The sequence below is a fragment of the Sinisalibacter aestuarii genome (assembly GCF_027923545.1).
Taxonomy (GTDB): Bacteria; Pseudomonadota; Alphaproteobacteria; order Rhodobacterales; family Rhodobacteraceae; genus Sinisalibacter; species Sinisalibacter aestuarii.
Genome location: NZ_BROH01000007.1, coordinates 122,703 through 136,050, shown reverse-complemented (window position 1 = coordinate 136,050; position 13,348 = coordinate 122,703). Strand labels below are relative to the sequence as shown.

Annotated in this window: 16 protein-coding genes; 1 reads left to right on the top strand and 15 read right to left on the bottom strand. The window is 68.1% G+C overall.

All coding sequences use genetic code 11. From position 1 onward, the window contains the following. Positions 1-48: 48 nt before the first annotated feature. The 14 genes from tilS to ruvC form a co-directional block, all read right to left on the bottom strand. Positions 49-1,302 (bottom strand): tRNA lysidine(34) synthetase TilS, encoded by a 1,254-nt coding sequence (tilS, locus tag QMG28_RS12850; RefSeq protein ID WP_281842711.1) that lies wholly within the window; start codon positions 1,300-1,302, stop codon positions 49-51. Further along, on the bottom strand, positions 1,293-2,141 hold the full coding sequence (gene ybgF / locus QMG28_RS12845) for a tol-pal system protein YbgF (protein WP_281842710.1): 849 nt from the start codon (positions 2,139-2,141) through the stop codon (positions 1,293-1,295). The genes tilS and ybgF overlap by 10 nt, the downstream gene beginning before the upstream one ends. Before the next feature lie 27 nt (positions 2,142-2,168). Continuing rightward, complete coding sequence (gene pal, locus QMG28_RS12840) at positions 2,169-2,681, bottom strand: peptidoglycan-associated lipoprotein Pal (protein ID WP_281842709.1); 513 nt, start codon at positions 2,679-2,681, stop codon at positions 2,169-2,171. Positions 2,682-2,776: 95 nt separating this feature from the next. Further along, on the bottom strand, positions 2,777-4,111 hold the full coding sequence (gene tolB, locus QMG28_RS12835; protein WP_281842708.1) for a Tol-Pal system beta propeller repeat protein TolB: 1,335 nt from the start codon (positions 4,109-4,111) through the stop codon (positions 2,777-2,779). Between the two features lie 106 nt (positions 4,112-4,217). Continuing rightward, positions 4,218-5,261 (bottom strand): hypothetical protein, encoded by a 1,044-nt coding sequence (locus tag QMG28_RS12830; protein WP_434784443.1) that lies wholly within the window; start codon positions 5,259-5,261, stop codon positions 4,218-4,220. A gap of 55 nt (positions 5,262-5,316) precedes the next feature. Continuing rightward, positions 5,317-5,784, bottom strand: a complete 468-nt coding sequence (tolR, locus tag QMG28_RS12825; protein WP_281842706.1) for a protein TolR — start codon at positions 5,782-5,784, stop codon at positions 5,317-5,319. A gap of 1 nt (position 5,785) precedes the next feature. Next, positions 5,786-6,481 carry a protein TolQ gene (gene tolQ / locus QMG28_RS12820; protein WP_281842705.1) on the bottom strand — a complete coding sequence of 232 codons (696 nt, stop codon included), beginning with the start codon at positions 6,479-6,481 and terminating at the stop codon, positions 5,786-5,788. A 120-nt stretch (positions 6,482-6,601) separates the two neighbouring features. Then, positions 6,602-6,991, bottom strand: a complete 390-nt coding sequence (ybgC, locus tag QMG28_RS12815; protein ID WP_281842704.1) for a tol-pal system-associated acyl-CoA thioesterase — start codon at positions 6,989-6,991, stop codon at positions 6,602-6,604. A gap of 9 nt (positions 6,992-7,000) precedes the next feature. After that, complete coding sequence (gene thpR / locus QMG28_RS12810) at positions 7,001-7,543, bottom strand: RNA 2',3'-cyclic phosphodiesterase (protein ID WP_281842703.1); 543 nt, start codon at positions 7,541-7,543, stop codon at positions 7,001-7,003. Further along, positions 7,540-8,175: a hypothetical protein gene (locus tag QMG28_RS12805; RefSeq protein WP_281842702.1), complete on the bottom strand. Its 636-nt coding sequence runs from the start codon at positions 8,173-8,175 to the stop codon at positions 7,540-7,542. Before QMG28_RS12805 ends, thpR begins: the two co-directional genes overlap by 4 nt. 59 nt (positions 8,176-8,234) lie before the next feature. Further along, the gene (locus tag QMG28_RS12800) at positions 8,235-9,020 is read right to left on the bottom strand and encodes an Ivy family c-type lysozyme inhibitor (protein WP_281842701.1); all 786 of its coding nucleotides are present in this window, start codon (positions 9,018-9,020) and stop codon (positions 8,235-8,237) included. A 10-nt stretch (positions 9,021-9,030) separates the two neighbouring features. Further along, positions 9,031-10,056 carry a Holliday junction branch migration DNA helicase RuvB gene (ruvB, locus tag QMG28_RS12795; RefSeq protein ID WP_281842700.1) on the bottom strand — a complete coding sequence of 342 codons (1,026 nt, stop codon included), beginning with the start codon at positions 10,054-10,056 and terminating at the stop codon, positions 9,031-9,033. Between the two features lie 9 nt (positions 10,057-10,065). Then, the gene (ruvA, locus tag QMG28_RS12790) at positions 10,066-10,728 is read right to left on the bottom strand and encodes a Holliday junction branch migration protein RuvA (protein WP_281842699.1); all 663 of its coding nucleotides are present in this window, start codon (positions 10,726-10,728) and stop codon (positions 10,066-10,068) included. Next, positions 10,725-11,231 carry a crossover junction endodeoxyribonuclease RuvC gene (gene ruvC / locus QMG28_RS12785; protein WP_281842698.1) on the bottom strand — a complete coding sequence of 169 codons (507 nt, stop codon included), beginning with the start codon at positions 11,229-11,231 and terminating at the stop codon, positions 10,725-10,727. Before ruvC ends, ruvA begins: the two co-directional genes overlap by 4 nt. Before the next feature lie 206 nt (positions 11,232-11,437). On the opposite strand from ruvC, the gene QMG28_RS12780 reads away from it, so the two are divergent. Continuing rightward, positions 11,438-11,635 carry a DUF1127 domain-containing protein gene (locus QMG28_RS12780; RefSeq protein ID WP_281842697.1) on the top strand — a complete coding sequence of 66 codons (198 nt, stop codon included), beginning with the start codon at positions 11,438-11,440 and terminating at the stop codon, positions 11,633-11,635. A gap of 78 nt (positions 11,636-11,713) precedes the next feature. Here QMG28_RS12780 and QMG28_RS12775 read toward each other — a convergent pair whose 3' ends face one another. Further along, positions 11,714-13,192 (bottom strand): Do family serine endopeptidase, encoded by a 1,479-nt coding sequence (locus QMG28_RS12775; RefSeq protein ID WP_434784442.1) that lies wholly within the window; start codon positions 13,190-13,192, stop codon positions 11,714-11,716. Between the last annotated feature and the right edge of the window lie 156 nt (positions 13,193-13,348).

Sequence of the window (13,348 nt, the reverse complement as noted above, 5' to 3'; positions counted from 1 at the left end):
GCCCCCGGCGCGCGGGTTGTTCTTAAAATAGGGAGGATAACGCCGGGTTCAATGCGATAAAACGTAAGTGAAGAAATCACCTGCCTCTGGGTCGATTACCGCCGAATAGCCGTTGGCGAACCCGGCCAGCGGCGCGGCGACCAGTGTTTCGCCCTGCCAGACCGCCGGGCTGGCCATCAGCGCGGCGCGCGGCAGGCCGGTCTCACGCCAATCCGGGCAATCCTTCACCGCCTCGCCAAGCGCGCCCACCCTGCGCCCGCCATCCGGCCCGGCCACGCGCCAGCGCCCGTCCCAAAGCTGACCGGGCGTGGCAACAACGTCTTTCACCGCATTGAATTCACGCAAAAACCTGACGTCTCCGTCAATGCATGCCACAAGGCAGCCATGCAGCGTATGGGTCTGGCCCGCCGCGATCGCCCGGTCCAGATCGGCCAGCGCCTCGCGGCGCGGCGGATAGGGCGCGCGGGAGATCCAGCCGAGCGCGGCGGCGAGCAGGCGGCGGCGAATCTCTGCATCCGCATCCCTCAGCCCGGCCCGCGACAGCAGCACATCCCCCGCCTCGACCCGCGCAATCCGCCTGGCGGTGTCATGGGCAAGGCGTTTGAGCGCCCGGCTCGCGGCGGCGAGATTGCGCGAGACACCGCCGAGCCTGCCCCTGTCGATACCAAGCTCCGCCAGCACCGCCAGCGCCTTGCGCGCCCGGACCCGGTCATAGCGCTCATCTTCGTTCGAGGGATCGTCGCACCAGCCCAGCCCGTGCGCGGAGAGCCAGGAGCGCAAGTCGTCACGCCCCTGCGCCAGTACCGGGCGCCAGAATCGTGCGCCATCGCGCTCGACCAGCGGGTCCATCGCCGCCAGCCCGTCCACCCCGGCCTCGCGGGCGAGCCGCATCACGAAGGTCTCGGCCTGATCGTCGGCGGTATGGGCCAGCGCCACCGCATCGAGCCGCTGCGCCACCGCCCAGCCGCCAAGCAGCCGGTAGCGCGCGGCGCGGGCCTCGGCCTGCAGATTGCCCTGCCCGTCCCAGCCCTGCCAGCGCAGCGTGTCATGGGCGATGCCGAGGCGGGCGCAGGTCTCGGCCACGAAGGCGGCCTCCGCCGCCGCCTCGGGCCGCAACCCGTGATCCACCGTCGCCGCCGCCAGCGTCACACCATGGGCGGGCGCGCAGGCGGCCAGCAGGTGCAGGAGCGCCATCGAATCGCCGCCGCCGGAGACGGCGACGCCAAGGCGTGTGAGGTCTTTCCAGAAAGGGTCGGCGCTGAGCGTTCGCCCGAGGCGGTCCTCCGCCCCGGTCACTGGCATCCGAGCTGGGTCTGGGCCGCCTGCGCCTCGGCCACGGCGGGCGCGGCAGGGAAGCGATTGGCCACTTCACCGAGCGTCACGCAGGCCTCGGTGACCTGGCCGAGCTGGCCGAGCGCCAGGCCCAGCTTCAACAGCGCATCGGGTGCGCGCGGGCCGGTGGGCGTGCCGGAATAGGAGGCGAGATAGGCGCGCGCCGCATCGGCCACCTGGCCAAGCTCGGTCAGCGCCTCGCCGCGCAGGTAATTGGCCTCGCCACTCATCGGGCCGCCAGGGTAATTGCTGAGGAAGGTGCCGAGCAGATCGGCCGCGTCCTGCGTGCGGCCCTCTTCCAGCGCCAAAACGGCGGCGTCGTAATCGGCCTGTTCGGCCACCGCAAGCTGGCCCGAACCGGGCGCGGCGGGATCGGCGGGCATGGCCGGGGCCACCGGCGTGGCCACCGCCGGCAGCTCGCCCCCGCCAAGCGTGGGCGTATCGCCAAGCGCGCCGATATCGCAACCGGCCTCCAGCTCGCAAAGGCGGAACTCCAGATCGCCCACCCGGTTGGTGCCGTCCTTCACCACCTGGTCGATGCGGAATTGCAGCTCTTCGGTCTTGTTGGTGAGCCGGGTGAGCTGCGCCTCCAGCGCGTTCACCCGGTCGAGCATCGACCCCGCCCCGCTCGGGCTGGCCGCGCCGCCGGTGGTGTTAAGCTCGACCTTCAGCCGCTGGATCTCGACATAGAGAACGGTGAGTTCCTGACGGATATCCGCAAGCGTCTGAGCGCGGTCCTGCGCCGCGAGAGGTGTTGCCACCACGGACAGGATCAGCCCCGCCGCGAACAGACGTTTCAGCAGTTTCATCTCACCATTCCCTGCACTTACAACCCGTTACACACCTGCGCCGCCCGCCGTCAGCACCGTCACGGCGCGGCGGTTCTGGGTATAGCAGGTCTCATCGGAGCAGATCGCGAGCGGACGTTCCTTGCCGTAGGAGATCGTCTTCAGCCGCGACGGCGAGACACCGCGCTCAATCAGGTAGCTCTGCACCGCACTGGCGCGGCGGGCGCCGAGCGCGAGGTTGTATTCGCGCGTGCCCTGCTCGTCGGCATGGCCCTCGATGATCGCCGAATATTCGGTGTTTTCCATCAGCCAGGCGGCCTGCTTGGCGAGAACGTCCTGCGCCTCGGCGCTCAGCGTCGACTGATCGACGGCGAAGTGCACACGGTCGCCGATGGTCTGGTTGAAGTAGGCGGGCGAGGTCGGGTCCGAGGGCGACCCGGCGGCAAAATCGCCCGCCCCGGCACCCGCGGCCATCGCATCGTCGCCGAAGCGGCTGTTCTTGTCGCAGGCGGTCAGCGCCAGCGCCCCCACCAGCATCGTCGCGATCATCAGCTTTTTCATGTCAAAAGTCCTGTAATTGATCATTTTGGTCGCTCGTTTCTGCCAGTCTATCAGACCGGCAACGGTTTGGGAATCGGGCGCTTGGCGCGCGCCGGTCAATTCTGCAGCGGCCCCCAGGCCGGGTCAGAGGCCGCGCTCGGCGTGGTGACGCGGCGCAGGTTGCGCCCCGAAATATCCACCGAGTAGAGCGCCGAGGCGCCCTCGGCCCCCTGGCTCTCACGCGAAAACATGATGACCCGCCCGTTGGGCGACCACGACGGCCCCTCGTCGAGGAAGGAGGCGGTCAGCAACCGCTCCTCACTGCCATCGGTACGCATCACACCGATATGGAAGCGGCCCTGGTTTTGCTTGGTGAAGGCAATCAGATCGCCGCGCGGGCTCCAGACCGGGGTGCCGTAGCGGCCGGGGCCGAAACTGATCCGCGTCGCCTCGCCGCCCGAGGCGGACATGACGTAGAGCTGCTGGGTGCCCGACCTGTCGCTTTCGAAAACGATCCGGCTGCCATCGGGGCTGAACGAGGGCGCGGTTTCGATCGAGGGGTCTTGCGTCAGCCGGCGCAGGTTGCCGCCATTGAGGCTCATGGCGTAAATGTCGGTATTGCCGCCCTGCTCCAGCGAGAACACGACCGACTGGCCGTCGGGCGAGAAGCGCGGCGCGAAGGTCATGTTCGCGCCCTGGGTGCCGAGCGCCACCTTGCCCACCGAAGCAACGTCGAGCAGATAAATCTGCGGGCTGCCGCTTTCATAGGAGGTATAGAGCACCCGGTCACCCGCCGGCGAAAAGCGCGGAGCGAGCACCAGCGCGCCGCTATCGGTGAGGTATTGGACGTTGGCGCCATCGTAATCCATGATCGCCAGCCGTTTCAGACGGGCGTCCTTCGGTCCCTGCTCGCTGACGAAGACCACCCGGCTGTCGAAATAGCCGCCTTCGCCGGTGATCCGGGAATAGACCACATCGGCCACCTTGTGGGCGATCCGCCGCCAGCCGGCGACCGTGCCGGTGAATTGCAGCCCCTCGCCCAGCGGCGCATCGGAAAACACATCGTAGAGGCGGAATTTCACGCTGAGATTGCCGCCCGATACATCCACCGCGCCGGTCACCAGCGCCTGGGCGTTGATCGCCTTCCAGTCGGCATAGGCGACGGGCGCATCGAAGCTGGTCACCCCGGAAATATAGGCCGAAGACGGGATTTCGCGAAACAGCCCGGTGCCTGCAAGGTCGGCGGCGATCACCCGGGTGATCTCGGCGGCATATTGCGCGCTTTCGCCGCCGGGCGAGACGAAGCCCGGAATGGCGAAGGGCAAGGGCTCGATCACGCCTTCGTCGATCACGATCCGCAACGGTTCTGCCCGCAGCGCCGTTGGCGCCGCGATCTGGGCAAAGCTCAGCACGGTGAGCGCCAGCGTCAGGAAACGAATGAAAATCATCATGCCCTCTCGGTCCTTGGATTAGACGGCTTTTGTTGTTTATGCCACAGGCAAGCTGCGGCACACGGGGGATATCGGCGACTGGCCGCCGTGCACAGAGCGCGCGTCATCACCGGATCCTCATATTGCTCGGATCGAAGGTCATCTCGATCTCGCGCCATTGGTCGTATTTCTCGGCGGGCAGCGGGAAGCCGCGCGCGCCGCAGCGGATCACCGCGCGCCGGGCCGCCTCGTAGGCGCTGGCGGCTGCGGTGGAATCGCCCCCGCTCGACGAGACCATCTCGATCCCCTCTGGCGTGCCGTCGCGCGCCATCGTCACCAGCACCACCACCGTGGTGCGCAGCGCATCGCTCGACAGGCTGCCGACGTTCCAGCATTGCTGCACCGCCACGCGCAGCCCGTCCTGCTCGCCGCGCGTCAGCGGCGGGCCGGAGGGCGCCGGGCTGCCGCTGGCGGCCTCGCCCAGAACATCCGCCAGCGCATCGTCCACCGCGCTGTCGATCGCGTCATCGCGGCTCGGCGCGGGGGTGGGGTCGGCGGCGGCGGTCTCGGCAGGCGGCGTCGGGGTGGGCGCGGGCGGCGTGGGCCGGGTGCGCGGGCGGATCGAGGCGGTGGGCGCCAGTTCAGGCTGCTCCGCCTCGGTGACGATCTCGGTCGTCGATTCCTCGGGCGCCTGCGCGGGCAATTCCTCGACCGGGGTTTCCTCCGGCGCGGCCTCGTCGGGCGTGGTATCCTCGACCAGCTCCGGCCCCACCGGCAGCGGTTCCTCGGGCGCTTCCACAACCTCATCGGTCACCCGGTCGGCCTCAGGCGGCGTCACCGGCTCAGGTTCCGGTTGCGGCTCAGGCTCAGGTTCGGGTTCGGGTTCCGGCTCGGGCTCAGGCGCGGGCGGTTCGGGCACCGGCACGGGGTCCGGTTCCGGTTGAGGCTCGGGCTCAGGCTCAGGCTCCGGGGCCGGCTCAGGCTCGGGTTCCGGCTCGGGCGCCGGGCGCGCGGGCGGCGTCGGCGACGCATCCGGCGCGGCGGCCACCGCCTCCTGCGGCGCGGTCATCGCGGCGAATTCCGCCCCGGTGACGATCGACACCTCGGCCACCGCCAGAAGCGGCTCGTCACGATGGCGCGTGATCAGCCCCCCGAACAGGAGCCAAAGCATAAGCGCCCCGTGCGCAACGCCGGATATGATGTAGCCGGTTTTCATCGCAACAGGTCTATTGCCCGCCCATATCCGGCCCGCCGGTATCGGTCACCAGGCCGATATTGTTGAAGCCGCCGGAATTGAGCGCGCCCATCACCTGGGCCACGATCTCATAGGGCACGCGGCCATCGGCGCGCAGGAATACCTTGTTGTCCGACCGTTCGGCCGCGATCGCGCGCAGCTTCGGGATCAGCTCGTCGGCGGTGATCTCGGTTTTCATCAGGGTGATCGCGCCCTCGGCGGTGATCGACACGGTGAGCGGCTCCTCCTCCACCGCCGGCAGGGCCGTGGCCGCCGTCTTCGGCAGTTCCACCGGCACGCCCACGGTCATCAGGGGGGCTGCGACCATGAAGATGATGAGCAGCACCAGCATCACGTCGACCATCGGCGTGATGTTGATCTCGGCCATCATCGCGCGGTGCTTGCCGCGCCGCCGCCCGCGCCGGGCGCGGGGTTTTGCGGTTGCTACATTCGCGCCCATATCAGCTGTCCAACTGGCGGCTGAGGATGGTGGCGAATTCGTCGGCGAAGGCTTCCCAGCCCGCGACGATCCCGTCGCTGTCGGCGGTCAGCTTGTTGTAGAAGATCAGCGCCGGAATGGCCGCGAGCAGGCCCAGCCCGGTGGCAAACAGCGCCTCGGCGATGCCGGGGGCCACCACCGCGAGGTTGGTGTTCTGCTGCTGGGCGATCTCGATGAAGCTGTGCATGATGCCCCAGACCGTACCGAAAAGGCCGATGAAGGGCGCCGACGAGGCCACCGTGGCCAGGAACGACAGGCCCTTGTTCAGCCCCTCCGCCTCCTTGGCGATGGCCACGTCCATCGACCGGTCGATCCGGCTTTGCGCGCCGCCGATCAGCCCGCCATCGGCCTTGTGCGAGCGGCGCCATTCCAGCATCCCGGCGGCAAAGACCTTCTCCGACGGACTGTCCGGGCTTGGCCCGACATCGTCGAACAATTCGTCGAGCGGGTTGCCCGACCAGAACGACTGGTCAAACACCGCCGCCTCGGCGCGCGCCTTGCGATACTGGATGAATTTGGTCACGATGATCGCCCAGGAGTAAAACGATGCCGCCAACAGCAACAGCATCACCAGCTTGACGATCAGCGTGGCGCGAAGAAAAAGCGCGAAAAAGGAGAAGTCGATCTCCTGCGCCGATGCGAGAATTTCGGTTTCCATTGGTCCCGTTCTGCCTGCCTCGTGGATGCCATCTCTTTCGGACGGCTATTTGCCCGAGAAATAGCGCAAAACAACGGGGAAAGCCAACGAAACCGCGTCATGGGCGGTGAAAGGGGCGTTTCAGTGCAGCGACAGGCGGATATTCGCCGGTAGCCGGGCCACCTGCCCCGCCTCGCTGACCGGCACGATCGTCACCACCGCCGAAAACAGCACCTTGCCGTCGCGCAGAACGTTCTGGCGCATCACGATCCGCGCCCCGGCACTGGGCTCGACGCTGGTCTCGACGACCAGCTCATCGTCGAACTTCGCCGGAGCGAGGTAATCGGCCTCGATATGGCGCACGGCGAAGATGATCCCCTCGGCCTCCTTCAGCGCACGCTGATCCACCCCGCGCTCGCGGACGAACTCGGTGCGGGCGCGCTCGATGAATTTGAGATAATTGGCGTAATAGACGATCCCGGCAAGATCGGTGTCTTCATAATAGACGCGGAGGGGGAAACGATGGGTCATGCGGCCTTCCTATCGCCCCAGCGTGGCCTCGGCCAGAGCTTCGTGTATCGCGCCCTCATGGCGCAGATGCGAGCGGTAGAGGGTGAGCGTTGCCACCGGCAGCGGCGGCAAGGCGAAAGTGGCGTTGAGGGCCAGGAATTCACCCAGCTTCTGCTGATCCTTCGCCGTCATCTCGCGGGCAAAGCGCGCGATGGTCACATGCGGGCGAAAGCGCTCGCGCGGCAGCGTCACACCCGCCTCACGCGCCAGCCGCGCCGCCTTGTCGTGCAGCGCCTCCAGCCCCGCCGCCTGCGCCCTGACGAACAGCACCGAAGGCCGCCGCCCACCGAACAGATCGAGCCCCGTCAGCGTCAGCTCCAAAGGCGGCAGATGCAGCACCGACAGCGCCCCGGCGATCTCGGCTGCCTGCATGTCATTGATATCGCCCAGAAAGGCGAGGGTAAGGTGCAGGTTGTCCTCGGGCACCGGCTTGCCCACGACAAGCCCCGCCTGCAGCCGCGCAATCGGCGCCAGCGCCGCCTCGGGCAGATCGAGGGCGAGGAACGCCCTCATCGCTGCATCCGCGCGTAAAGCCGCAGGGCATGGCTCGGGTCGCTGGCCGCCGCCGGCATCACCGGGTCATAGGCGGCGCGGATCACGGCGGCGATCTCGGGCCGCAGGATGACCGCGCCGGTCCCGGGGTGGAGCGCCAGCGGCGAGGTCTCGGCGAAGGCCGCCTCGCCCCATGTCAGCAGTGCCTGCACCGCCTGGGTGAGCGCGACGGTCTCGGCCGAGAGCTTTTCCATCCCGCCCGCCATCCGCACGAACACGAAGGCGGCCCGGATCGCGCCGGCCTCGTCGAAGCGAAAGGCGCGGTATTGCGCCGCCCCCGCCGCCTCAAGCCGCGCCACGGTGGCGGCGAGATCGGGGATCATCTCGCCGAGATTGGGCACATCCAGAAGTTCGGCCCAGTCGCGCAGGAAAAACAGCATCAGGTTGGCGCCCAGTTCCGGGTCGGTCTCGGCCATCTTGTGACCGGCCAGCGCCACCACCGCCTCGATCGCCCCCTTGATCGTGGCCAGCGTCTCATCCCCGACGCCGAACACCACCGGCACGATCGGCCGCCCCCAACGCGCGAAGGCATAATCCGCCCCGCGCATGAACAGGCCCTGCACCTCGTCCGGCACCATCGCGCGCTCCTTCATCCTTGCAAAAATACTCGCGCCGCAGGCATAAAAGCTTGCCCCCGCACCCGCAACCGGCTCTACGGCCCGGCAAGCAGCGCGACGATGGCCGGCGGCAGCGGCCCGCCCGGATCGCCATACAGGCGCGGGCCATCCTCCGGCGTGGTCAGGGCGACGATCACCCGCCCGTCGGCACGCGACACGGCGACCACGCCGCGCTCGCTGTTGCAGGCCCATTTGACGCAGCCGGCGCCGACGATCCAGCCCCCCTCCACCGCGAAGGGCGACGAGAGGTCGATCAGCCGGTCGGCCTCGACCAGCGCCGCCGCGCCCATGATCGCGGCGAGCCTGTCCTGATAATCGGCGGCGGCGATCAGTTCGAACGGATAGCGCCCGATCCAGAAGTCCGGCCCGTCGCCCTCTGCCATGCCCGAGGCCGGGCGCGGCGCGTCTTCCTCGCGCAACACCGCCCCGTCCCACAGATAGGTGACCGGCGGGGCGCCCGGTTCGATGCGCACCATCGTCACCGCCAGCGCGCCATCGGGCCGCGCCGCGATCCCGGTCGCCGGGGCGCAGGTGCCGAAGACGGGCGAAAAGCGCATGTCGCCCGGCACGGCGTGAAACCATGTGTAATGCCCGTTGCAGGCATTGCCGCCTTCCGACAGGATGATCAGCACCCAATCGCCGATCTGCTCTTCGAAGAAGGCGAGATAGGGCGCGGTGGGCAGCTCGATCAGCTCAGCGCCCGAGCGCATCGCCATCATCCCGTCCCCAGCCTCGACGATTTCCAATGTCCCCAGCTTCGTCTCGAAACCCCAGGCAGGGCCGGCGATCAGCAGGAAAAGGGCAAGCAACAGGCGGCGCATCTGGCTCTCCTCAGTCGAACAGATCGGTCTGGCCCGGCGGTTTCGGGGGCGTGAGGCCAAGATGCGTCCAGGCCCGCTGGCCCAGCATCCGCCCGCGCGGGGTACGCTGGATCAGCCCCTGCTGAAGCAGGTAAGGCTCGATCACCTCTTCCAGCGCGTCGCGGCTTTCCGACAGCGCCGCGGCCAGCGTTTCGATCCCGACCGGGCCACCCTGATAATGCTCCGCCATCAGCGTGATGTAGCGCCGGTCGGCCCCGTCGAGGCCCAGATGATCCACCCCGAGCCGGGTAAGCGCCATGTCGGCCAATTCGCGGGTGATGGTGCCGTCGCCCTCGACCACGGCGAAATCGAGCACGCGCCGGAGCAGCCGCCCGGCGATCCGGGGCGTGCCGCGCGCGCGTTTGGCGATCTCGCGCGCGCCATTGGTGTCGGCGGGCGCGCCGAGCTTCACCGCATTGCGGGTGACGATCTCATGCAATTCGTCCTCGGTGTAGAATTGCAGCCGGGTCGGGATGCCGAACCGGTCGCGCAAGGGCGTGGTGAGCAGGCCGAGCCTTGTGGTGGCGCCGACCAGCGTGAAGGGCTGCAACTCGATCCGCACGGTGCGCGCGGCGGGGCCCTCGCCGATCACCAGATCGAGCTCGAAATCCTCCATCGCCGGGTAGAGCACCTCTTCCACCACCGGGTTCATGCGGTGGATCTCGTCAATGAACAGCACGTCGTTCTTTTCGAGATTGGTGAGGATCGCGGCAAGGTCGCCCGCCTTGGCCAGCACCGGGCCGGAGGTCATACGGAAATTCACGCCCAGTTCGCGCGCCATGATCTGCGCCAACGTCGTCTTGCCAAGGCCGGGCGGCCCGTGAAACAACGCATGGTCCATCGCCTCGCCCCGGCTCCGGGCGCTTTCGATGAACACCCGCAGATTGGCGCGCGCCTCGGCCTGACCGATGAAATCGGCCAGATACTGCGGCCGCAGGGCGCGGTCGTTGTCTTCCGGGCGCGGATCGGGGCGCAGGGTGGGGTCGGGCTCTTGCATGGCGCCTCCCTACCCTTTCGGCGCGAGCAGCCGCAAGGCGGCGCGGATCAGGGCGGGCGTGTCGGCTTCGGGGGTTTCGCCCAGCACCGTGGCGACGGCGCTGGCCGCCTCGCCCGGGGCGTAGCCCAGGTTTTGCAGCGCCGAAAGCGCCTCCGACTGGGCGGCGGCGTTGGCTGGCGCTGCGGCCGGGCGCGGCGCGTCGGGCTCCACCAGCGGCGCATCGTCCGGCTCCGGCGCGGTGGGCGCGGCTGCCCCCGCCATCGCCATCACCGCCGGCGCCTTGTCTTTCAGCTCGTTCACCACCCGCTGCGCGGTTTTCGGGCCGATCCCTTTCGCGGCCTTCACCGCGTTCCAGTCGCCCAGCGCGATCGCCCGGCTCACCCCATCGGCTCCGAGCGTGCCGAGGATCGCCATCGAGGCTTTCGCGCCGACCCCCTGCACCGACATCAGGAGCCGGTGCCATTCCTTCTCGGCCAAGGTGGTGAAGCCGAACAACTGCAACAGGTCTTCGCGCACCAGAAGATCGGTCCAGAGCGCCACCGCCTCACCCGGGCCGGGCAGGCCCGCAAGCGTGCGGTCGGAGCAATGCACCACATAGCCCACGCCGCGCACGTCGATCAGCACATGGTCGAGGGCCTTGTATTCGATCCGCCCGGCGATACGCCCGATCATGCCGAGGCCCGCCGCAGCGCCTCTTCAAGCCGCCCCGAGGCGCGGGCGAAATGGGCGTGCGTCAGCGCGATGGCCAGCGCGTCGGCGGCATCCGGCCCGGCGATCTCGACGCCCGGCAATTGCAGCCGCACCATATGGTCGATCTGGCGCTTGTCGGCATGGCCGACGCCCACCACCGTTTTCTTCACCTGGTTCGGGGCGTATTCGCCAATCGTCAGCCCCGCACGCGCCGGCACCAGCATCGCCACACCGCGCGCCTGACCAAGCTTCAGCGTGCCCGCGCCATCGCGGTTGACGAAGGTCTGTTCCACCGCCGCCGTATCGGGAGAAAACCGCGCGATCACCTCGGTGAGCCCGTCGAACAAGGCAAGCAGCCGGTCGGCCAGCACCTCGCCCGCGCCGTGGACCACGCCGTTGGCCACATGAGAGATGCGCGCACCGTCGGTGTCGATCACGCCCCATCCGAGGTTGCGTAGCCCCGGGTCGATCCCGATCACGCGCATGAGCTGCCCTGCCCCTTGTTGGTTTTGCTCCGGATAGCACGAAACGCGAACATCTGCCAGAAAAAACGCCCCTGCGCCCCTCCCGGACCGGCGCCGGACAGTCATGCAGAAACCGCATAGGGATTATGCAAACTCTCCTCTACTCGCACAGAGCGCGGGCATTTATCTGCCGGCTCGGAGAACACACCCCTATTGAGGACAGGACAATGACCGCCATCGACATCACCCTGCGCGCCACGGGCTTCGCTTTCGCCCCGCGCCTGACCCGCTCGCTCGAAGCTCTGGCCCACCGCGTGGCCAAGGCCCGCAGCCGCTACGCCACCCGCGTCGCGCTGGAAAAGCTCTCCGACCGCGAATTGTCGGATATTGGCCTCACCCGCGGCGATATCTACACCCGCTTCTGAGCGGATGAAAAAAGGCCGCCCCGCGAGGGGACGGCCCTGACCAGCCCCGCCATCCGGCGGGGCTTTGTCGTTTCCGGCCTATTCCTCGACCGAGAGCGCGACGAAGCGCGGATCGCCTTCGCGGCGCACGAGCAGCAGGATCGACTGCCGCCCGCCGTCGCGGGCATCGGCGATACGGTCTTCGAAATCGCCGATCGTCGCCACCCGGGCCTGACCGGCTTCCTCGATCACGTCACCGGCGCGCAGGCCCTTGTCCCAGGCCTCGCTGGCTTCGTCGATATCGGTGACCACGAGCCCGGATGCGTTGGCGTCGAGCCCGAGATCGCCGCGCAGCGCGTCGGTCATCTCGGTCAGGTCCATGCCGAGCACGGATTTCTCGACCGGCGCTTCCGGCGTCGAAGGCTGGGCGCCGGTGTCGGACGCGACCGCCTCTTCGCGGCGGCCAAGCACCACGCGCAAGGTCTGGGTTTCGCCGTCGCGCAGCACCACCACGCGCACGCTCTTGCCCACCGGCGCATCGCCGACGATGCGGACGAGTTCGCGGGTATCGGCCACCGATTGCCCGTCGAAGTCGACGATCAGATCGCCCGGCTCCATGCCGGCATCCTTCGCCGGACCGTCGGGCACATCGGTCACCAGCGCGCCGTCGGTGCTTTCAAGCCCCATCGCCTCGGCCACGTCCGGGGTCACGTCCTGGATGCGCACGCCGAGCCAGCCGCGGCGGGTTTCGCCGAATTCACGCAGCTGGTTGACGACTTTCGTCACCACGTTCGAAGCCATCGAGAAGCCGATGCCGATCGAGCCGCCGGTGGGCGAGAGGATCGCGGTGTTCACGCCGATCACCTGCCCGTCCATGTTGAACAACGGGCCGCCCGAATTGCCCCGGTTGATCGCGGCGTCGGTCTGGATGAAATCGTCATAGGTGCCCGAAAGCTCGCGCCCGCGCGCCGAGATGATCCCGGCGGACACCGAAAAGCCCTGACCCAGCGGGTTGCCAACGGCAAGCACCCAGTCGCCAACGCGCATCACGTCGGAATCGCCGAAGCTCACATAGGGCAGCGGCTTGTCGCTCTCGACCTTCAGCAGCGCGATATCGGTATTGGGGTCGGTGCCCACCACGGTGGCTTCCAGCGTGCCGATACCGTCGAAGAACTCGATCTGAATCTCGTCGGCGCCCTCGATCACGTGGTTGTTGGTGACGATATAGCCATCTTCCGAAATCACGAAGCCGGAGCCGAGCGCCTGGCTGCGGCGGGTGCGGGGCTGGTCACCCTGATTTCGGTCGAGGAAATCGCGGAAGAAATCCTCGAATGGCGACCCCTCGGGCACCATCGGGCTGGGCGCCGTGTCCTGCGCGATGAGCGTCGAGGTGGTGATGTTGACCACCGCGGGGCTGACCTTGTCGGCCAGATCGGCGAAGGTCTCGGGCGCACCGCGCGCGATGGCACCGGGCACCGAGGTGATGAACAGCACCAGCGTCAGGACCACAGCGGTGATCGCCTGAACGCGGGGCTTGGGGGATGTAGGGATTGGAATGGAACGAGCCTGAGCTGTCACTGCGGCCTCCTGTCTGCGCCGGGGCGCGCCTCCCGCGCCCCCGTCTGGAACATGGAGATAGGGTGGCAAAGGCGCAACAGAAAGCCGTGCAACGGGATTTCACGGTGAAGTGAAACGGCAGCGATCCGCCGGCGGGGCAAGGCAGGCCCGCGAACA